Here is a 20,918-nt window from a genome sequence, read left to right as displayed (position 1 = left end):
GGGTCTATTTGGTCGCTTTGATCGCGATCATGGATTGAGCCCACCAAGTGTCGATGGTGTCGTAAGGCACGTTCAGCGAAATGGGCCGGTAGGTGACCTCGCTAAAATGTTTGAGCAACGCCCTTTGATGGCGTCGGCTAATCGAATCGATTTCTGTCGTAAGATAAGTGAAGACTCCACCCTTTTTCAGGTGGGCAGCCATAGGTTCGAAGGCGTGTTCTGCAAAGGTTACGCTATTGAGAACGTATTCGACGAATTCTTCCTCGTTCATCGGAAAGGCATGAAACAGAATCCCATCGAATAGACCGAGTTTTGGAAGAATATCCTGCCAGCGAGAATGGTGAAGTCGAATGTCGGAAATCGGGTATTGGGATTTCCAAGGCTTGAAATGGTTTTCAATGCAGGGACCATTCATTTCGACTACTGTGTGGCTCGATACCTTGTTATCTTGTATAAAACTAGCAGATACGCCGAGCCCGAACCCGATTTCTAGAATGTCTCCATGTGATTCAGTCGCGTAGGCAGCCATTTGCTTCATTATCGGAGTCTGCCAATCCTCCATGATGCTATCGCTTTCCAGATCAGCTTTCGTGATATCGAGAAGGTCGCGGTCTAGTTTGTGATCCTTGCCCGGCACGAATTGAGGAGTGGTTTTGTCGAGATGCTCAAGGTCGTCTGCTATTTCGTTAATTGCTTGAGCGATGAGCCAATCACGCTGGGCCTTGCGTGGCGGAGCGATGAATTGCTCAGATTGGAAATTAAGTTCTATTTCGAGCTTTTCTCTTTTTAATCTCCGGTTGTTTTTCGACGTTCGAGCAGGCTGGCGTCCAGTCGCACAAACCTCTTTTATCGCTTCGGCTAAGTCTTGTTCTTCAGTTTGGGCGATAAGTTCTTCCAGGGGTCGTGTATCCAGCTCTGGTGACAAGTGGCTTGGAGTAGCGAGTACCGAGGCTTCTTTTACACCCTCGATATTTCTAAGCGCATTTTCAATTTCACCTATTTCGATACGATAGCCGTTGATCTTAACCTGTTCGTCCGTCCGACCGTGGTAGACGATTTCGCCCGCAGCGTTCCAACTGCCTAGGTCTCCAGTCGCGTAAAACCTTTGTTGGTTTTCATCTTCGAAGAACTTTTCCTGAGTTAACTCAGTTGAATTGTCGTACCCGAGCGTGACTCCTGGGCCAGCGATACATATTTCGCCTACGAATCCTTTGGGTATGCGTTTTCTTCCGGAATCCACGATCCTGATTGTTGTGCCAGGTATCGGCTTCCCGATGGGAACTGCTTCGAGCGTATTTTCTCTTAGGAATGAATGCACGGTGGCCCAAACTGTAGCTTCAGTTGGACCGTATTCATTAAATAGTGACGAATGTGGGAGCTTGGCTTGAACTTCCTTGACGAGCTTTTCGCTACAAGCTTCGCCAGCTACGATAATATTCTTCAGGCAGGTCAATCTATCCGCATTCCAGCGAACCAGCTGTTCCACCAACGAGGGAACTGCTAGAAGGGAGTCGACCCTATTTTCAGCAATGAAGGTGCTCAACAACTCTGGGTCTCGTATCTGCTCAAAGGTGGGAACGACCAGTGTAGCTCCTGCTGCGAATGTCCAAAACAGACTCGCTACCGAACTATCGAAGGAGAGGCTTGGAATGAGAATGAAGCGCTTTGGTAGAGAATCGTAATACTGCAGGCGGGCTTGAGTCGAGGAGATCAAATTGCCATGCGTGACGCTGACCCCTTTGGGCTTACCGGTGGAGCCCGAGGTGAAAATTGTGTAGGCAAAGTCTTCAAGAGAAGGGGCAGTTAGCTTCCCGTCTGCTGGGGCCTGATCCGAATTGGCGAGCAATTCTTCTATTCGAAGGGAGGTGAGTTTATTTGCCGGGATTTTTGAAGAAGAACTCTCCGCACAAATTATCAGTGCGGGAGCTGCATCTTCGAAGAGCTGCTCAACACGTTTGGGCGGGTAATCGACATCGATGGAAGTGTACCTGCATTTCGCTTTAAGAATGCCGTAGATCGCGACGATCGCTTCCGGTGAGCGTTCCAGGAAAAGGGCTACGGAATCGCCTCGGGTAACGCCTTTTTCGAGCAACGACGCAGCCACACGATTGGATAGGGTGTGGAGCTGTGCGTACGAGTAACTCGTACCGTTTCCCTCCAAGGCAATTGTATTGGAATTTTCGCGACCGGCGAAAAAATCTAGCACGGTGCTGCGGTTTGTCAGTTCTAAGGCCGGCCCCTGCTCAAGCGTTTGCAGTTCCTCTACGTCTTTTTCGCTCAAATACGGAAGATCTGCCACCGGCAGGTTTGGGCTGGCTGCGATGCCCTGAAGCAAGGTTTCGTAATGCTTCAGAAACCGTTTGATCGTGGCGGCTTCGAAGAGCTCTGTGCGGTATTCGACTACTGTCTTGAACCCGTCATCCTGCTCTGAAACGAAAAGGCTTATGTCGAATTTTGACGTTTTCGTTTCGATAAAGATCGGCTCGATCTCGCAACCCGGCAACGAAAGCTTGGGCGTTCCTTCGTCTTCCCTTTGGAAGACGAACATGGTCTGGAAAAGCGGATGCCTGCCTTGTACGCGCTTGGGTTTCAGCAGCTCTACGATTTTGTCCGTTGGAAGATCCTGGTGTTCCAAGGCTTCGGCAATCGTTTGCTTCGCTTCGGAAAGAGCCTGCAAAAAAATAGGGTTTCCCGCAAAATTTGAACGGATAACCAATGTGTTGAGAAAGAAACCAATCAGTTTGGCGGTTTCCTTTTTTCTTCGATTGGCTACGGGTGTGGAAACCAGTATGTCATCGTTTTGCGAATACTTCGACAGGAGAAGGGAGAATGCGAGTATGAGAACGGTGAATGTGGATGCATTGTTCTCGTTGGCCAGCTTCTTGATGTTGGAAGCGGTTTTTGAGTCGATTCTCCCGTACTCAAGGCTTCCTGCTGTAGTGAGGGTGGCTGGGTAGGGGTGGTCCGTTGGGAGCGAGATGGGCGCAGGTGGGTCTTGGAGCTTAGCTCTCCAATAGTCTGCTTGCTTGCTTTCTCTTTCTTTGGTGAACCACTTCCTCTGCCAATGCGCGAAGTCGGAAAATTGGTACGAAGGTTCCTCTAGATTCAATGGTCCCCCTTTCGCTAGGTGAGTATAGGCCGCTTCTACCTCTTTCCAGAATACGAGCAGCGACCATTTGTCGAAGGCGATATCGTGTACAGTAAGAATCAGTACGAATGTGCCACCGGGTTCGGGAAACAGGCCGACTCGATAAAGGGGACCCTTTTCGATGTCGATCGGGAGTTGCCCAAAGGCTTGGGCCTTCTGCATTGAGGAATCTGGGGAATCGCAAACAAAAGTCTCCAGCTTCTTGTGGTCATTCCTTGCCGGTACCTGCGTTAGCTGACCTTCTAGCATTTCGTAGCCTGAGGACAGGATCTCGTGACGCGAGACGACCTTTTCCAGGGCTTTGGCCAGAGCTTCTACATTCAATCCCGAGTGAATGCGGAAGCTGCTCGTAATGTTGTTCGATGCAGAGCCCGAATCTAGACGATCGAGAAGCCAGATGCGACTTTGGCCGATTGATGCGAGCTTGGGTGCATCAGCGGGCCTCTTTCCCAGACTGTTGGAATCTGCCTGGGGAGCGAGTTTACGCTTTAGTCGACGTTGCAGCAGCAAGCGCTTCGCTTCGCTCAAATCCCTCCCGGATGGTTTTGCATTTTGCTCCGCGCTCATTGCTCAGATTGAAGAAGCTTGTCGACTTCTTCCGGGTCCATACCCTCGATTTCACTGAAGATGATCTCTTCGATTTTCTCGCTCAATTGAGCGACAGTGGGAAATTGGAAGATGCTCTGCAGAGGAAGGTCTATTTGGAAATCGTTGCAGAGTTGAAGCGTTATTTCCATGGCTGCCAGCGAAACGCCGCCAATTTGGAAAAAGCTGTCGTCTACCCCGAATTGACGCGTTCCGAGATGGGTTGCCCAAACTTCGAATACATGCTCTTCGACTTCTCCTGTTGGTTGGAGGCGTTCTTTGCTGGAAGCAGAACTCTCCGGGTCAATTGCGGGCAAAGCGGCGACGTCGATCTTACCATTGGTAGTCAATGGCATGCTTGGGACTTGTACAAAGTAGTTAGGCCGAAGCTGTGGTGGCAGGTATTTATCAACAGTCGATATTAGCTCAGAAGGTGGTATCGGATCGGGGGATACATAGTAGGCGACGAGCTGTTCTTTTCCTTCTGCCGCTTCCAATCGGTTTTCGTCATACCCGATTTCGCTCAGCATTGTTTTGACCTCTTCGGTGTCGAAGTGGTCTTCCAATTCCTCTTTCGCTTCGTCGCGACGTTTTTGGTCCAAACGCACGTCCCAACTGTAGGGCAGGGCGTAGTTGTGAAAGCCACGCTCCTTGTTGTGGATGTAGATCCCTACATCGTTCACGCGGCAGTTAGTTGAACGCCCAGTATCGGATGGCTTGATCCAAGGGACACGTTTTGAGAGGTAGCGGTAGATCTCCTCCAACGGTGCACTCCAGTAGCGGTAGAAGTCGACGAATATGATTTCTTCAAAAATGTCGTCAGTTTCGAACAAGCTATTGTCCAAACAACGCGTAACCGCATCTTGGGTACGGTGATAGTTTTTGCGGGCCTCCAGTACGGCGAGATCGACTTGTTCCGGGTTGAATCGTCCGCCCACAAAAAGATTTTCGGTCAATCGTGTTTCGAAGAATTGGCCGCGGGAAAGTCCGGTCACTATAGTTGGAATACCAAGCTCATGGGCTCGGTTGATGCCAAGTGTGTAAATTGTCTTAAAGCAGCCGTTGCAGACATTTGAGAAACGAGTCAGGCTGTCGCGGAAAATCTCGTTCATGGACTCGGTCTGGGCGAACTCGTGCTCGACTCCTAGGGCTTCGGTCACGCGACGAATATTGTCCATGGCCTGCTCGGACAGGTATCCATTGTCCAAGGTGAAGGCGTATACCCTTAGCCCCATATCCACCAGTTGGCACAAGGCGTAGGCACTGTCCTTTCCGCCGCTGAAAAAGACCATGCAGTCGTAGCCTGAGTTTTTCTCAGTACGCCTTGATTCGAAGAGCTCCCTAAGTTCCTCCGGCTTTTTGAAGTAGGCTTGAGCCTCGTCTTTGATGGAATCGTAGGAACTGCAAACACTGCAAACTCCCTGCTCGTTGAAGACGATGGAAGGGTACTGGGAGGAGATGCCGCAGCGGACGCAATGGGCTGCGTCCTTGTTAACGGTGACACCCGCGTTTGGCTTTGTTAGGGTCACATATGCCGAACGTATTTCAGGATGGCTCGCTATGGCTGATTCGATTTCGCCCAACTCGATTCTGAAGCCCGAGCGTTTGATCTGGCTATCGATTCTGCCGAGGTAGGAGAGTTCGCCACGCTGTGAAAACCTCGCCAGATCCCCTGTTTTATAGGTCCGTCTACCCTGGGTGATCGAACTCTCCAAAAAGGACGAGGCCGTCTTTTCCGGATCGTTGCGATAGCCTCGAGCTAAACCAATCCGTTCAATGAAGATCTCTCCAGGAGTTCCCTCTGGAACAGGCGTGCCAGCACTATTTAACAGATGGATTGAAACTCCGTCGGCCGGGCGACCAATTGGGACGCTTAAGCCCTCGTGACCGATTTCATGGCGATGTATCATGCAACCAACAACGGCTTCGGTCGGACCGTATTCGTTGTAAAGTTCGACCGCTTGTGGAAACTGTTTACATACTTCGTCCGCGAGACTCTGTTTCAAATCCTCTCCACCCAGAACAAGTCGGCGGATCTTTGATTGGGAAAGGTCTAGGTTTCTCAGTAGTGAGAGGTGGGATGGGGTCAGCTTTATGAAGTCGACCGCGTTGTCGTTTATCACGTCAATAACTCCGTGATCCACCGCGTCATTAAGTTGTGGGTACACAACGAGGCTTCCACCGGTGACGAAGGGTAGGAAGAGGCTTGTTACGGTGAGGTCGAAAGCGAGCGAAGTGAAAAGCGGGTAGACCAACTTTTCGCCTCTGACGTATTCGCGCTCCGCCCATTGAATGTAGTCCAGCAGACCCTCGTGCTCAATCTCAACCCCCTTTGGCTGTCCAGTGGAACCGGAGGTGTAAATGACGTAGGCGAGGTCTTTGAGGCCTATTTTAGGCAATTCGCTCGAAATTGATTTACCCGCTATCTGCAAGCTCTGCAGCGTTTCGCAAGATAGGGTAGCTGTTCCGGAAATTCGCTTCTGGTCCTCCGCGATGACTAATTGCGTATCCGAGTCTTGGATGATCCGTTCAATCCGATTGGCCGGGTATTTGGGATCAATGGGGGCATAGGCCTGACCGGCTCGAAGACAGCCTAGTATTGCGACAACCAGTTCGAGCGAGCGTGGCAGTAGAATGGCTACGCAATCATTGCTGGCGTCTACCTTCGCTTGGATGCCTTTCGCGGCGACTTCCGATGCTTGCCAGAGTTCGCCGTAAGTCATGGATCTCGAACCCTCTCTTAGGGCCGTAGAATCCGGAGAAGTAGCAACGTGTTCCGCAATAAGATCGATGACCGTTGAGGCTCCGCTTCGAGTAGGAGAAGAACAGTTGTTGAACTCCACCAGGGTTCGCTCGCGTTCTTCGCTTGTCAATATATCGACCTGATCGATTTGCGTATCGGGAGCCTTGGTTGCCGCTGCGAGCAAGGCCATGAAGTGGGCAGGGATCCTTCGCCTATCGTACTGAGAGAAAGTTGTATCGCTAAGGTCGAATTGAATAACGAATGCTCCGGTTCCATTGTAGTCGTGGACTTGGAGCTTCAAGTCGTAGACACCGTCGATGTGTCCAGAGTGTATCCAGTTTGCCTTTACGGGTAAGTCGGCGAAGTTGCCGAATGATTGCGGAAAGTAATTCAAAACCGCGTTGCTTGTGGTTGCTCCGCTAGGGGCGCTAAGTCCCGGTCCCGAGTTGCTGAGAAAATCTTGGATTTCTGCCAAGGCCTTGGCACCGAGAGAGGCGAAGGTTTCTTCGTCTGCTAACTCAAGGTCCAATGGGAACATTTCGATGAAACATCCTAACGATTTCTTTGAGGCTCGGTTCGGGCGGTTCCCGGCAGGCGAGTCGAAGGACACTCTATCTTGGGAGGAAACACGATTCAGCAGGGCGGCGAGGAGCGTTGAGAAGACCGCGTAAATCGATATGTCTGGAAAAAACGCGGCAAAGGACTCGTGAGCAGACAGGTCTCTTATGGCCTTGGATTGCTCTTCGGTGAGATTTATTTGGATACGCTCACTGGACGTTACATTTTGATCGGATTCCCGTCCGTATATTGGGTTGTTGCGGATCGGGAACTGCTCCGCCTTTTTGAGCCAATAGTCTGTATCTCTCGCTGATGCTTCGTTTTCGGCGGCTATTTCAAAATACTGTTTTTTGGGGGCTGAAGTCTCGGCCTTTTGATCGGCGGAGTAGGCCGACGAAATCGCTTTGAAGAGCCCTATGGTCGAAGAGGCATCGGTAATCAGATGATGTTGGTTCAGGAACCAACCGTATCTATTTACGGCCAGCTTCACTAGCTTGGATTCGATGAGCGGCCCGTCCATTTTCATCAGCGTGGCGGACTGCTGCTTAGCCAGTTCGTAGAAGGCTGCCTCTGGATCTGCCTGATCTGAAAAATCGAAGAGTTGGGTGGCGCAGGCTTGCGTATCCAACCCCTCCCGTTTGGGAGAGCCGAAATCGAGGCGGATCGAAGATCGAAGAACCGGATTCATCTCGATGACCTGATTCCACGCCCGTTGAAAGCGTTGCTCATCGACCTTGCCGTCGATCACATAGGCGAAAGCCATATTGCAGAACGGGCTTTGAGGATGAACCTGTTGCCCTGTCCAGATCTGAATCTGGGAATGGGTCAGTCCGGAACCGGCCTTTATTGAACTAAGTGGCTTGTTGCCGTTAGGAGACGGTTCGTTCATTGTCTAGTTCGGCGAGTTTAATTCGGTCAATTTTTCCGGATCCTGTACGAGGAAACGTATCTAAGCTAAGAATACGCGAGGGAACAGCATAGCTTGGTAGGTTTTTTCTAGCAGTACTAAGAAGCTCCTTTGAGTCGATGCTCGATCCAATCGATGGCTTGTAGTAAGCTACGATTGTTTTTTCGCCCTGCGGATCTTCTACGACGATCGCTGCCGCTTCTTCGACCTGCAGTTGCTGCGTAAAGGCAGCTTCGATTTCGTCGAGTTCGATACGGTAGCCTCGCAGCTTAATCTGCCGGTCCTTTCTGCCTAGAAAATGGAGTATCCCGTTCTGGTCCCTCTGCATGAGGTCGCCGGTTCGATAGTAGCGTCGCTTGAAACCGGATACGGGTTCTTCGTGAAAAAATGCTTTCTCGTTAAGGTCTGATCGTCCCCAGTACCCTTGCATCATTGTCGAGGCGCTTATCAGCAGCTCGCCGGTACCTTCCTTTTCGATCAGATGATTTTCGTCATCCAGCAGCAAGTGGTGGGCGGCGTCCCAAATATGGCCGATGGGTACTGGCTCATCGGAGAGACTCTCCTTGTCGGGGACATGGTAGTAGCTGCATTGGTTCACTTCTGCCGGCCCGTACACATTACAGAACCTTGCTCCAGGCAGGCGATCCATCAGCATACTGAGGTATTTAGGAGGGAAGGGTTCTCCGCCGAAGAGTACCCAGCGGAGCGAACTCAGGTCGAGGCCTTCCCATTCTCCACGAAGTACGAGCTGGGTCAGAGCCAACGGAACCGAGTACCAAAAGGTGAGCCGCTCGCGTTCGATGAGACGGGCCAGGCTGGCAGGAAACATCAATTCCTCCTCGGGAATTAAAACTGTCGTCGCTCCGACGAAAGGACCGGTTAGAAGCTCGAATGTCGAAATGTCGAAATGGATCGGAGCATGATTCCCCAGAATATCTTCGGGAACCACTTGGTATAAGTCCGCTGAGTGCCGAGCGTAGGCCAGACCGCTGCGATGGGTATGCATCAAACCTTTGGGCAGGCCAGTCGACCCAGAAGTATACATGATGTAGGCAAGGTCATCCTCCTTTGCCTTATTCTCCGGTGGCGCCGAAACGGAGTCGTAAATGGAGCACCAGTCTACATAGGTCCGATGGATGGTATCGTCGCGTTGGATACCGATTACCGTTCTTAACGGGAGCTTTTGATTCTGCTCGAGCGATGCGATTGTTCTCCGCTTTTCCTTGTTGGTAACCAAGAAATGGATTCCGCAGTCCTGAATTATGAATTCGATCCGGTTAAGGGGGGCTGAGGCATCGATGGGCACGTAAACGCCCCCAGCTAGCAAGATCCCGTAAATAGCTACCGGCAATTCGAGGGATTTATTCATGTGGATGCCGACACGATCCAATGGCGAAAGTCCTTGCTCTAGCAAGGTATTGGCTAGTTGGCAGGCAGCGGTGTAGAGCTGGGCGTAGGTAAGCAAATCTCCGCGGCAGCGGAAAGCGATGCTGTCGGGACGCTCTAGAGCATTGCGCTCGATCGACTGATGTAAGCAGGTTTGCAGCATGTAGATCCTAGATCCCGGTGAGGCGGGCGATAAGGTTGCGCTGTATATCCGAAGTACCTGCGTAAAGAACCCCGCCGACTGAATCTCGCAGATTTCTCTCGGTAGCCGATCCGCTTAAATATCCAACAGCCCCGTGGATACGCATCGCATCCGTGCTAGAAGCTAGAAAGGCTTCGGAGATTGTAAGTTTGGTCATAGCTGCCTCAGCAGCGATGGACTTTCCTTGATCGATCAGCCAGGCAGATCGGTACAAGTGCAGCTTGCAGTTTTCCAGTCTCAGACGCATGTCCGCGATTCGGTTGGATACGCTTTGAAATTGGGATATCGGCTTCTTGAACTGTTTCCGTTTTTTGGAGAACTCCACTGTATCTTCCAATTGACGGGCAAGTACTCCCACCTGAGAGGCGAGGATAAGGGCACGCTCCCATTCCATCGATTCGTTGAACAAGCTGAGCCCCGTGCCTTCTTCGCCGAGGCGAGCCGATTCGGAAATCTGGCAGTCGGTAAAGGTCAAATCTCCCATCGGCAGAGTTCGTAGGCCGAGCTTTTCGATGTTATCCGATTTGTGAATACCTGGATTTGGGCAGTCCACGAGGAAGGCGGACAAACCCCAAGGTCCTGCGTTTGGATCAGTCTTGGCGTAGACCAGTAGGAGATCGGCGACAGGGGCGAAGCCGATGTAGGCTTTTTCTCCATTCAGCAGATAGCCCGATTCGTTCCGTTGAGCGAAGCTCTCCATGGCCATCGCGTCTGAGCCCGCATGCGGTTCTGTAATGCAGTCTGCGGCAATTGTTTCTCCCGACAAAAGCCGCGGCAGATACTTTGAAATCTGCTCTTGGCTACCAAAGGTAATGAGAGGCGGCAAGATCGTGCAGACCAAAGCAGAGAACCCCAGTGCCAATCCATTATCCTCGCAAGCGAAGCCGAAGGCCTCAAGGGCGATGGCTTTCGTCTGAGTATCCCAGCCCCGTCCGCCGTGATCTTTGGGAATGAATCCGTGAGCGAAACCGCTGTCGCACAATTTCTTCCAGCCGCTTTCGTCGAAGTGTGAAGCGGAGTCCGATCTTGGAGGGAGATCAGCGAAAAGCCGCGAACCGATTTCGATGGCTTCTTCGCGGACCTCCTTTTGTTGGGGGCTAATTTCGAAGTTCATGAAGAGTGCGCTCCGCGGAAAGGGCTTTCCCTAAAAAGGAGTAGGGGTCGCGAGGGTCTTGGGGGATGCTTTCCAATTGAAGCTCCTGTCCTAGCCCTAGCTCTTGGGCTAGTTGTTCAAAAAGGGACGCTGTCACGTAGTCCGCGTAGGCGTGTCCTGTCGAATCGAATACGCTTAATCGGTCTTTGGCTTTGTTTTGAAGATCGGCTGAATTGAGCAAAGCGCTCAGCTCGGTATCAATTTCTTGCTCAAGTAGCTGCTGACATTCTCCCTCGGCTTGAGCCTGAAGCTTGAAGTCGGGGCAGACGAAACTGCGTTTCAGGAGTGAGATGGGGAGTTCTATCTTGTTCGGAAAATCCGAACCGACGGCGTTAATGTGCAGGTTCGGTCGATTCGAAAAATCGTTGAAAAGCGGGCCTGATCCTGGATCGGCGGAAGTACAGGTACAGAGAATGTCGCTGCTCTCAAGGAGCGGCTTCAATCCTTCCAACTCAACCACTTCGACTTTGAGACCGGTGAACTGGATTCGCTCTTGAAGCGAATCGGCGGCCGATCGATCGATGTCGCATGCGAGAACGCGATCGATGTCGAAGACTCTAGAAAGGGCATGGATTTGGGTAACCGCTTGGGCTCCCGAGCCAACGATTCCGAGCACGATCCCGTTTTTTGGTTCAACCATGTATTTGCTCGCAATCGCAGTCATGGCTCCGGTCCGAAGAGCTGTTGCGAAGGTTCCGTCGACGAGGCATTTTAGGTGACCAGTCGTTGTATCGAAAAGGCCGATACTGGATAAGATCGTTGGTAGGTTGCGTTTGCCCGGGTTGGTCGGGTGGTAGCCTACGACTTTTAGGGAGGCCAAACCTTTTCCTATGGAGGCAGGCATCCATTCCAGTAACCCCAAATCCGGATTCTGGTAGTGTATACCGGTTCGAGGTGGGATCACCGCGTTTTGCGAGTCGAGTTCCTTGAAGGCAGTTTCCAAACGAGCTATGAGTCGATCAAGCAAAGCATCGATGCCGACGCTACCAACAATTTCGCCGATATCTTCGCAGGATAGGATTCGGGTGGTTCTCATGATGGGGTAAGAGTGCGGGCGAGGTAGTCCGCCATGGCCTGCTCCGAAAGGAAGTTAGCGGGGACTAGATCGCGCGGTGGAATCTTGGTATCGAATTCCGACTCGATTTTACTCACTAGCCGCATGGCGTTTATGGAGTCCAAGAACCCTTCCGCTATTAAGTTGGTATCGGGGGCGATTTCCTCGCCCTCCGCTAAATCCAAGTCAATAGTCAGTATCTTGTGGATACGGACGAGAATATCTTCGCTAGTCATGCTGGATTGGCGATTAGAGAGCGAAGGCTCGTTCGATAAACCAGTAGCCCGCTATCAGAATGAGGGCGCAGGATCCTCCCTTGAGCGCTACTGGAAGGTAGACGCTGCTGGTCCGCAGGACGTAAATGACCGGAAAGAGAACCAGGAGTATGGCGAGCTGCCCGATTTCTACACCTACATTGAAGGCGATGATGATTTTTAGAAATGGCGTTAGCTCGGACACGCGGAAAGGTAGGTCCGCCATTACGCTCGCGAAGCCGAGCCCGTGGAAGAGGCCGAGCAGGAAGGTAATAGTGAGCGACACCTTTGCGGCGCGACCCAGTAGATTATTAACTGCCACCAGCACGATGGAGAGGGCGATGATTGATTCGACCAAGCGCGAGGGGAGCTGTACGAAACCGAGACTGGCGAGTGCCAAGGTGATACTGTGCGCTACCGTGAATACGGTCACTATTTTGAGAAGAGATACTAAGGTCTTTTTCAAACCTTGGGCGGGCTGCCACTTGTTTTCCTTTTTGACCAAGACGATCGGCAGGGCGAGCGCCACTAAAAACAGGATGTGATCGATCCCGATCCAGATGTGCAGGATCCCTTGCCAGATCATGTCCCGAGCCCGTTGCACAGAAGGAGGATTGAATACGTCTAGGATTTGCTCGCTGTTGTTGCGGCTGAAAACCATCGAGATGTTCATCTCGTAGTCCTCGCTAGGCCAAACGCCCTTTTCCGTTACAACGATATCGCGATGCATGGTGTCGCCATCGTAGAGCATCGTTAGCTTCAGGTCCAAGTAGGGAGGGACTGGATCGGCGGGGATATTAAACTCGTATTGAGCCCAACCGCCTTCCGCATCGAACAGTTTGGTGGTGTGAAAATTAAGAGGGTAGGGCTCGCCACCTCGCGGAGCTATGGAGAGGTTTTCCTTTATATAGTCGGTGATTTGCGGAGCGGTATCGACGATGATTTTCTCGCTCGCCTTTCCGTTCTGCATGGCGTCGACTCCGAGCTTTTCGTTCAGGTCGTCGAGCTTGATTTCAACCCTTCCTCTTATCGAGCTCTCCAGAAATTCAAGGAAGAGGTAGGTTTCGCCAGTCGCGTGAGCAAATAGCTTGGCGGGTAGGCAGGTGCATGCGGCAAGGCACGCTAGGGCAAAGTAGCGTTGGATCATGTATTAGGTGGATTAAGGGGAACAGCAATCAGGGGGCTGAAGGCCGGTACGACTAGTTTACGTTCGAAAACGTCTAAGTGGACTCAAAAAAATAGCGGGCTTTTACCGTTTTTATTGGTTGGTGGCTCGCTATGGCACAGATAGATTCGGGAGTGATTGGAGGCGAGGAGAGGTGCCATTCATTAACGTCACCCCATTTCGGATCTATAGAGCGAAGTTGGCAATCTTTGTCGGGATCGAGAGTAACTTGTAACGAATCTAGGTGAGCGCTCAAGCCTTCGCCAGTCGCTTTCAAGACCGCTTCCTTGCGAGTCCACGCTAACAGAAACGCTTCGTCTTTCAGCTCTTCGGGCAAGCTCTGGAACTCCTGTAACTCGGTGGGGTGGAAAAACCTTTCGACCAATTCGTCTCGCCCGTTTATGCTGCGGCGATCCTCGATGTCCACCCCGATGGGGCTGTCTAAACGAACGCCGAGCAGATAGCTGGATCCTGAGTGGGACAGGTTGAAATGGATTCGGCTGTTTTCTGCAGGTGCGAGGGAGGCTAGCTCCGGTTTTCCGAGAGGCGAGAAGGCAAATTCCAACTGCTCGGGGAGAATGCCAAGGTAGCGAGACAGGATCAGACGCGTGATAGTGCGAGCGGCTCGGTAGCGGGACTGCAACTGTGGGGTCCGGAAACGACGGGCCTTTTGTTCTTCGGTTGCGGACAGTTTTGGTTCAATGGGAACGTCAAGATCCGCACTCCAAAGGTGGGCTTCACCGGGGCGGACTATCCACTGGTTATCCGAATTTGGAAAGGTCGATTCACTTATCTGAAAATCTGTTTTCAGAGGCCTTTGACCTGAGGACAGGTCGGATGGTGAGTTGGTGATCGATCTTGGCACAGCGTAGACCCGATAGGGTATTAGCAGTACGTATCATTTCTAGTAGATACGTCAATAGGCGTGTTGGACTACTCCTGCCTGCAAAAATGGGTCAGATTTCCCTGATCACGCGGCAGGGATTCCCTGCAGCGACGACGCGTGACGGTATGGAGCGAGTTACCACGCTACCGGCGCCGATGGTGGTTCCTTCTCCGATTTCCACGCCCGGCAAAACAATCGATCCACCTCCGATCCAGACTTTGCTTCCGATTTTAATAGGTTTCGCGAACTCGTCGAAGCGAGCGCGTTCTTCGGGATCGATGGGGTGGGTGGCGGTGTAGATCTGCACGTTGGGTCCGAACTTTACGTAGTCGCCTATCTCGATGCGGTTCACGTCCAGCATGACGCAGCCGAAGTTAGCGTAGAAGGCTTTGCCGAGGTGGATGTTGTAGCCGTAGTCGCAGCGGAAGGGAGGTTCGATGAAGGACGTCTTGTGGCAGGAGCCGAGTAACGATTTGAGAAGGGCGGCCCGCTCGGCGAATTGCTCAGGCTCGGTTGCATTGTAGCTGTGGATTGCTTTGCGGGCGGTAAGTCGGTCCTTGCTCAATTCCGGGTCCATGGCCCGATAAAGTTCCCCGGCTAGCATCTTCTCTTTTTCTGTCGGCATGAATTGGATGCTTGAGAGAAATTTGGGTAAAGGAAAGGGTGGATTTGTTCCGCTTGACCGCTTGCAGAAGAATGTGGTTTGAGGCTGACTATGATCGGGTGGGGCGGGTACGTATCCGGAATCAATATACAATTTGGGTTCCGTTTAGTCGATTAATTCTATTTCCGTTCCCACTTGCGGAAGTCCATCCTTGGCCTAGCGTTTTGAAATGGCTCTCACGGATCACAAGATCATCCTCTACAAAGGCGATTCCCAATACGGTGTCATGCACCGGTTCATCGACGATATTGCCGAAGCGTATCGAGAGCTTGGGCACAAGGTCGATATTGTGTCTCTGGGGGATTCGAATCCTCAAAGCGATCAAGAAGTGATCAAGGCCTTAAGTGGTGAGAAGCCGCTTTTCGCGTTGGGAATTAATGGGGTGGGCGAGTTCGCGATCGATGGGAAATCGATATACGATATCGGTGCCTTTCCTCATGTATCTTGGCTAATGGATCATCCCGTTTGGCACATGGAGCGGCTGGAGCGAGGTGCCGAGAAGTTCAAGGTGGTCGGCGTTGTCGACGACGACCACCTCGCCTTTTTCCAGGCGGCGTTTCCATCGCCACCCAGTACGGTCTTCTTGCCGCATGGCGGGTGTCTGGCTCGAAGCCCAACTCCGGCGGAGCGTGATCTGGATATTGTATTTAGCGGGTCAGGGGTTGATCCAAAGACCCAACGCGAATCGTGGGCCAGCAAAAGCGAGGAAGAGCGCCAACTGCTTGAGGCGGCAGCGGAAATTGGGCTCAGTAGCTACGGCTTGCCGTTGCTGGATGTCGTAACGAAGTGTTTTGAAACCTTGGGCTTAAAGCCCAGCCGCGAGCTCTTTCTAAGCTCCATGGTTGAAGTGGATCGTTACCTGAGGGCGGAGCGTCGCTTGGCCGATTTGAGAGCCTTGGATGACGCGGGCGTAGCGGTAGATCTTTTTGGCAACGGCTGGGAGTTCGCTGGATTCACGACACATCGGCTACACGGGCCGGTGGATTTCGACGAGAGCTTGAATCTTCTGCAGCGAAGCAAGCTCGCCCTGAACGTGTCGGATTTCTTTGCCAGCGGGAGTCACGACCGCGTCTTCTCTTCCATGCTAAATGGAGCAGTGCCGCTCACTACCGGCAGCAACTATTTCGATTCGCTTCCGGGGTTCGATGAGGTTGCTCTCAGTTATCGGAGCTCTTCCGAGTTGGTAGAAAAGGCCAAGGCAGGTTTAGCCGATGAGGCGGATCTTTTGCGGCGGGCGGCTGCCGGCAAGGTGTTCACGGAGGCAGAGCACACGATCGGCAAGCGAGCAATCGCCCTGCGGGATGCCATCGCGGAAGCGGTTGGCATCAGCTAACAAAAAAGGCCCGACCTTCCGGCCGAGCCATGGGAGGGAGAAAATGTGATGCTAGTCTTTTCTCAAGACTCCGCTGTAGTCCTTGTTCAGAAGCGAATCTGGGAGATAGACTACGCAGATATTCATGGAGCGATCGTCTTCCGATAGCATGGCGGACTGGATCTGGATCTTGGTGCCGTCGCGGCTGAAAGTCGGATGCACGTGGTCACGAGCTGTTGGCTTGTGCCCGGTGGTGAGTAGCATCATTTCGTCCGTGGTGCGATCGATCAGGTAAAGGCTCCTGCTAAAGTCGTCCCCAACTGCCCAGCGTCCGTCAGGTGAACCGGATACGTGCCAGAGGCCGCTGCCGCTGCGGGTTTGGCCAGCGATGCGCATTTCTCCGGTGCGAAGGTTTACGATGCCCAGTCCGGTTGGCTTCTCGCGAGTGGCGGAGGGGCCCCAATCGTCGACGGTTCCGGGAGCTCGGTGGCCCATGATAGCGATCGCGACCTCGTCCTTGGTGATGATGGCTTCGTGGGTGACCCACTCGTAGTCGGCCTCAGGGTAAAGAATGCGTGGCTCTTCGCCCACGGTTACCACCCAAGTACGCTGCGGAGATTTGCCACCGGTTTCCCAGCAAGCTACGATTTCGCGTGATTTCCAAGGGTTGCTTTGGATATGTCCCAATTGGAAAGGTAGGGCGGCGACGATTTCGATTTCGCCGGTTTCGATATCCATGCTGGCGATTCCGGTTGGACCCGCACCCATGTTGCGAGGGCCGTAGTTTTCGAAGATTTCAGTCCCCTCGGGAATGTATTTGGCCGCTTCCTCGCGTCCAATGCGGAAGTAGATCAAGTCGTCATTGGCATCGATGGTCATGTCTCCTCCGGCTCCCATGGAAGCGTCGACCATGCCCACGGTGCGTTGGTAGGCGGATTGGTCTTTTAGAGTCCCAGCTGCACTATCGGCGAAGAGGGACTCAAGGTCGATTTCCACGATCGCCTTGTCGGCGTCGTTACTGCCGTAGCGAGGCTGGGCGTCAGCCGGTGAGGCCGGATCTCGCATGACGTAGAGCTTCATAGCCTTTTGGGCGATGGTCAGCATGCCGAAGTAGCCGCCTTCGGTTACTTGTACTATGTCGCCTGTTTCCTCGTTCACGGCGAGGGCTTCGCCAGCAATACGATCAGAGCGGAAGATCAGCCATTTTCCATCCGCTGTCCATTGTGGATGGGTTTGGTAGATCTTGGAATCTCCCGCTTGCTTGCTGGTTAGGAAGGCGAGTTCGACGCCGGTGACTGGGTCCGAGATGACCTTCTTTTCGGAAGGGAGTCGGGTCCCGATAGGGGATGCGGATAGGGCCTGAGTTGAGAGTAAGGCAGCACCCGCGACTAGAAGGGATAAAAAGGGTATCTTCACATTCACGGCAGCAGAGGCTGCTCGTTTCTTGGGTCAGGTCAAAGGGTCTGTGTTCGCCTGAACGCGGACAGTCCGAGTTTTTCCTACGATCGTAGTCTATAGTTGGGATAAGTGGCCGCTTTCGTGGCCGGCTTGTCTGTAGGTTTCTGACTGTCGGGATTTTGTCGCGTGGACAGGAGCAGAAGATTCGGGCTTAATGGCGGGCCTATGTCCCGAAAGACGCTTACGCTCTCCCTACGCGTTGCGAGTCTCTTGCTCGTTTCGCTATTCCATTACATCGCCTTTACCCAAGAGGATGACTCCGAGCCTCGCTTGCCGCATATCTTCGTGGCTGGAGACTCGACGGCAGCTCCCGGCGACGGCACTGACCGCATGGGTTGGGCCACGCCATTCGCTGAGTTTTTCGATGAAACCAAGGTGGTTGTTGAAAACAAAGCCCGTGGTGGCCGCAGCAGTCGTACCTTTATCACCGAAGGGCACTGGGGCCGTCTGCTGCTCGAAGTCGATCCGGGCGACGTAGTGATTATCCAGTTCGGGCACAACGACAGCGGCGCAGTTAACCGCGAACCCGAAGGATCTACACGCCCGCTCCGCGCTCGCGGCAGCATTCCCGGGCTCGGTGACGAGAGTGTCGAAATCGACAACGCGGTAACGGGCAAACATGAGGTCGTGTATACTTACGGCCACTACATGCGGAAGATGGTGGCAGACGTGCGATCAAAAGGAGCGACGCCTGTTTTTCTCTCTTTGACTTCACGCAACCTCTGGAAGGACGGACGTCTGGAGCGTGGCTCTGGCCAGTATGGCTACTGGACCTACCGTCTCGCAAAGGAGCTCGACGTGCCGTTTATCGATATAACCAACCCGGTGGTCGACTTCTACGAGCCGCTCGGGACCAAGGAGGCGCTCGACAAGTATTTCCCCAAGGACTACGTGCACACCGGGCCTGAAGGGGCTATGATCAACGCTGAAACGGTGGTCGCTGGTCTCAAAGGACTGCGTCCCAGCCCTGTCGATGGTTGGCTTTCGGCCAAGGGTGAAGAAGTCGAAGCTGATCCTCTCTCTTGGCTGACTCTGCCAATCACTGCCGATGGCGAAAAGCCGACTGTATTCTTGATTGGCGATTCCACGGTCCGCAATGGACGTGGCGATGGATCCAACGGCCAATGGGGTTGGGGAGCGTTCTTGGACCGTCACTTCGACGACACCGAGATCAATGTTGTAAACCGAGCGGTAGGAGGTTTGAGCAGCCGTACTTTTTTCACCGGTCCTTACTGGGCTCGCGTCAAGACAATGATGAAGCCCGGCGATTTCCTAATCATGCAGTTCGGACATAACGATGATATCGCTCTTAACGACGCTAAGCGTGCTCGCGGCACGATTAAAGGGGTCGGTGAAGAGACGGAAGAAATCGATAACATGCTGACCGGCAAGCACGAGGTCGTGCACACATACGGCTGGTATTTGCGTCAATACATTGAGACCGCTAAAGAAGCCGGTGTCACTCCGTTGGTTTGCTCGCTCGTGCCTCGCAAGAAATGGACCGAAGACGGCAAGATTCGCCGGAGCCCCGATAGCTATGCCGGCTGGGCCAAGCAAGTGGCGGAAGAAGAGGGCGTTGGTTTTATCGATCTCAACTCCATCGTAGCCGACAAGTACGATGCCCTTGGCAAGAAGGCCGTCGATCCGCTTTTTGGAGACGCTCATACGCACACTAGCCTGGAGGGCGCTATCCTAAATGCCGAGTGTGTGGCGGAAGGACTCAGAGCATTGGAATCTAACCCCTTGGAAGAATTTATGACAGTGAATATTGGATACGGTAAGCCAGTGACTTTCTCTTTTGGAGAAGAGGCGGTGGAAGGAGCAATTCAAGTTTCACCCGATGATGTTTACGACGCCGAGAGCGGCTATGGCTTTGATCTTGGTATCGAGCCGGACTCAGATGAGGGCGTTTTCTATTTCTCAGTTTCGGCTATGGATGGGAATTACCGCCTAACTATGGAATTTGGTGACGACGAAGAAGCGTCGGAAAATACAGTTAAGGTTGAATCCCGCCGACTGCTTCTCGAAAAGGTAGAAACCAAGGCAGGGGAGTTTGTTACTCGTAGCGTAATCGCCAATACGCGTGACTCTAACTTGATCCCGCCGGAGAAGTTCGCCCCCGGTGGCACTGAAGTGGTGCTCAACGATCGTGAGATCGGAAAGCTTCATTGGGATGATAAGCTGACGATAGAATTCAACGGCACTAATCCGAAAGTACGCTCGCTAAAGATCGAAAAGGTCGATGTGCCCACGGTTTACCTCATCGGCGATTCTACCGTGACCGATCAACCTTATGAGCCAGCTGCTAGCTGGGGCCAAATGCTGCCCCGCTTTTTAAGAGACGAAATCGCTGTATCCAATCACGCCGAGTCTGGCGAGACCATGAAGTCCTTCATCACGGGTCTCCGCCTCGCTAAGGTTTTGGAAGCAATGAAAGAAGGAGACTATCTCTTCGTGCAGTTCACCCATAACGATCAGAAGAAGCAGTGGCCGCAGACCTACGTGGAAGCTGATTCAACTTACAAGGCGTACTTGAATGTATTGATCGAGGAAGCACGTCTTCGGGGTGCAACTCCGGTGCTTGTAACGTCCATGGAACGCCGTATCTTCGACAAGAAGGGAAAGATCAAAAGCAGTTTGGGCGACTACCCGAAAGCCATGCGAGAAGTCGCGAAGAAGGCAAAAGTCACTTTGATCGATCTGCAGCCCATGAGCGTAAAACTCTACGAAGCCCTTGGAGAGGAAGATTCGCCCAAGGCCTTTAGCAACGATGGAAAGGATATTACTCACCACAACAACTACGGCGCGTACGAGCTGGCCAAGTGTGTTATTGAACAGGTCAGCAAGTCCAAGCTGCCCTTGGCTGAATTGATTGTAGATGATTTTGCGGGATTCGACCCTGCGAGTCCTGATGATGTGGATACGTTCGACATGGCGGCGAGTCCATTCAGCAGCGACATAGCTCCTTTGGGGAACTAGCGGAATCGCTTGACCCTCGATTCATAGCAAAAAGGCCCGTCGCGAGACGGGCCTTTTTTGTGAAGTGTTTTTTGGAAACGGATTACTGTTTCGTTTCGATTTTGAAGGTGACTGCCATGGGGTCTGTCTTGCTCCGGTCTGCGCTCAGAGAAAGACCTTGTTCGCCGATGGACCATTCCACGGGCAAGTCCGATTCCAAGAGGCGGATCGATTCAATTTCGATAGGAGAGGGAAGCTGATTGGCCGCGAAAGACTCAAGCAAAACCGAATCCGTTTCGGGGCGTCCCAGGATCGTTGCGTAGATTGTGGATCCTTTTGTCGTGTAACGCGTATCCCGAAACGGTCATTCAATGTGCAACTACGTGTCAGCGTTTTGCGATACCATACTATAGTTTAGGGGTTTGAATTAAGTTCCGAAGATAAAATTAAATTTTGTAAGTATCAGATTAAGAATGAGTAATGTT

The 20,918-nt window shown here is 52.6% G+C and carries 12 protein-coding genes and 1 pseudogene; 2 read left to right on the top strand and 11 right to left on the bottom strand.

Features of this window, described 5'->3' with window-relative positions:
* Positions 1-4: 4 nt before the first annotated feature.
* The 9 genes from H5P27_RS18150 to H5P27_RS18110 form a co-directional block, all read right to left on the bottom strand.
* Positions 5-3,715, bottom strand: coding sequence for a class I SAM-dependent methyltransferase (locus H5P27_RS18150; protein WP_185661841.1), 3,711 nt, complete (start codon positions 3,713-3,715; stop codon positions 5-7).
* Complete coding sequence (locus H5P27_RS18145; protein ID WP_185661840.1) at positions 3,712-7,923, bottom strand: non-ribosomal peptide synthetase; 4,212 nt, start codon at positions 7,921-7,923, stop codon at positions 3,712-3,714. Before H5P27_RS18145 ends, H5P27_RS18150 begins: the two co-directional genes overlap by 4 nt.
* Positions 7,904-9,490, bottom strand: coding sequence for an amino acid adenylation domain-containing protein (locus tag H5P27_RS18140; protein ID WP_185661839.1), 1,587 nt, complete (start codon positions 9,488-9,490; stop codon positions 7,904-7,906). The genes H5P27_RS18145 and H5P27_RS18140 overlap by 20 nt, the downstream gene beginning before the upstream one ends.
* A 7-nt stretch (positions 9,491-9,497) precedes the next feature.
* The gene (locus H5P27_RS18135; RefSeq protein ID WP_185661838.1) at positions 9,498-10,643 is read right to left on the bottom strand and encodes an acyl-CoA dehydrogenase family protein; all 1,146 of its coding nucleotides are present in this window, start codon (positions 10,641-10,643) and stop codon (positions 9,498-9,500) included.
* A complete protein-coding gene (locus H5P27_RS18130) occupies positions 10,627-11,718 on the bottom strand; it encodes an ornithine cyclodeaminase family protein (protein WP_185661837.1) in 1,092 nt (363 codons plus the stop codon). The genes H5P27_RS18135 and H5P27_RS18130 overlap by 17 nt, the downstream gene beginning before the upstream one ends.
* Positions 11,715-11,972 (bottom strand): acyl carrier protein, encoded by a 258-nt coding sequence (locus H5P27_RS18125; RefSeq protein WP_185661836.1) that lies wholly within the window; start codon positions 11,970-11,972, stop codon positions 11,715-11,717. The genes H5P27_RS18130 and H5P27_RS18125 overlap by 4 nt, the downstream gene beginning before the upstream one ends.
* A 13-nt stretch (positions 11,973-11,985) precedes the next feature.
* Positions 11,986-13,137: a HupE/UreJ family protein gene (locus tag H5P27_RS18120; RefSeq protein WP_185661835.1), complete on the bottom strand. Its 1,152-nt coding sequence runs from the start codon at positions 13,135-13,137 to the stop codon at positions 11,986-11,988.
* Positions 13,138-13,210: 73 nt separating this feature from the next.
* Positions 13,211-14,020 (bottom strand): 4'-phosphopantetheinyl transferase superfamily protein, encoded by an 810-nt coding sequence (locus H5P27_RS20145; RefSeq protein WP_185661834.1) that lies wholly within the window; start codon positions 14,018-14,020, stop codon positions 13,211-13,213.
* A 91-nt stretch (positions 14,021-14,111) separates the two neighbouring features.
* Entirely contained in the window at positions 14,112-14,666 is a 555-nt protein-coding gene (locus H5P27_RS18110; RefSeq protein ID WP_185661833.1) for a sugar O-acetyltransferase, read from the bottom strand.
* Positions 14,667-14,874: 208 nt separating this feature from the next.
* Between H5P27_RS18110 and H5P27_RS18105 the strand changes: the two genes are divergently transcribed.
* The gene (locus H5P27_RS18105; protein WP_185661832.1) at positions 14,875-16,038 is read left to right on the top strand and encodes a glycosyltransferase family protein; all 1,164 of its coding nucleotides are present in this window, start codon (positions 14,875-14,877) and stop codon (positions 16,036-16,038) included.
* A gap of 51 nt (positions 16,039-16,089) precedes the next feature.
* Here H5P27_RS18105 and H5P27_RS18100 read toward each other — a convergent pair whose 3' ends face one another.
* Positions 16,090-17,439 (bottom strand): TolB-like translocation protein, encoded by a 1,350-nt coding sequence (locus H5P27_RS18100; protein WP_221774784.1) that lies wholly within the window; start codon positions 17,437-17,439, stop codon positions 16,090-16,092.
* Positions 17,440-17,640: 201 nt separating this feature from the next.
* Between H5P27_RS18100 and H5P27_RS19660 the strand changes: the two genes are divergently transcribed.
* The gene (locus tag H5P27_RS19660; protein WP_221774783.1) at positions 17,641-20,454 is read left to right on the top strand and encodes a rhamnogalacturonan acetylesterase; all 2,814 of its coding nucleotides are present in this window, start codon (positions 17,641-17,643) and stop codon (positions 20,452-20,454) included.
* Positions 20,455-20,536: 82 nt separating this feature from the next.
* Here the strand turns inward: H5P27_RS19660 and H5P27_RS18085 are convergent.
* Positions 20,537-20,776, bottom strand: a pseudogene (locus H5P27_RS18085) (alpha-L-fucosidase); the annotation flags it as partial.
* Between the last annotated feature and the right edge of the window lie 142 nt (positions 20,777-20,918).

The organism is Pelagicoccus albus (genome assembly GCF_014230145.1).
Lineage (GTDB): Bacteria > Verrucomicrobiota > Verrucomicrobiia > Opitutales > Opitutaceae > Pelagicoccus > Pelagicoccus albus.
The sequence above is the reverse complement of the archived record's forward strand: the minus strand, read 5'-3'. Positions and strand labels throughout refer to the sequence as shown.

Excerpts from the sequence above, each read along its gene's own strand:
- H5P27_RS18130 (WP_185661837.1), bottom strand. The coding sequence starts at position 11,718 with ATGAGAACCACCCGAATCCTATCCTGCGAAGATATCGGCGAAATTGTT.
- H5P27_RS18120 (WP_185661835.1), bottom strand. The coding sequence starts at position 13,137 with ATGATCCAACGCTACTTTGCCCTAGCGTGCCTTGCCGCATGCACCTGC.
- H5P27_RS19660 (WP_221774783.1), top strand. The coding sequence starts at position 17,641 with ATGTCCCGAAAGACGCTTACGCTCTCCCTACGCGTTGCGAGTCTCTTG.
- H5P27_RS18110 (WP_185661833.1), bottom strand. The coding sequence starts at position 14,666 with ATGCCGACAGAAAAAGAGAAGATGCTAGCCGGGGAACTTTATCGGGCC.
- H5P27_RS18140 (WP_185661839.1), bottom strand. The coding sequence starts at position 9,490 with ATGCTGCAAACCTGCTTACATCAGTCGATCGAGCGCAATGCTCTAGAG.
- H5P27_RS18125 (WP_185661836.1), bottom strand. The coding sequence starts at position 11,972 with ATGACTAGCGAAGATATTCTCGTCCGTATCCACAAGATACTGACTATT.
- H5P27_RS18150 (WP_185661841.1), bottom strand. The coding sequence starts at position 3,715 with ATGAGCGCGGAGCAAAATGCAAAACCATCCGGGAGGGATTTGAGCGAA.
- H5P27_RS18105 (WP_185661832.1), top strand. The coding sequence starts at position 14,875 with ATGGCTCTCACGGATCACAAGATCATCCTCTACAAAGGCGATTCCCAA.
- H5P27_RS18145 (WP_185661840.1), bottom strand. The coding sequence starts at position 7,923 with ATGAACGAACCGTCTCCTAACGGCAACAAGCCACTTAGTTCAATAAAG.
- H5P27_RS18135 (WP_185661838.1), bottom strand. The coding sequence starts at position 10,643 with ATGAACTTCGAAATTAGCCCCCAACAAAAGGAGGTCCGCGAAGAAGCC.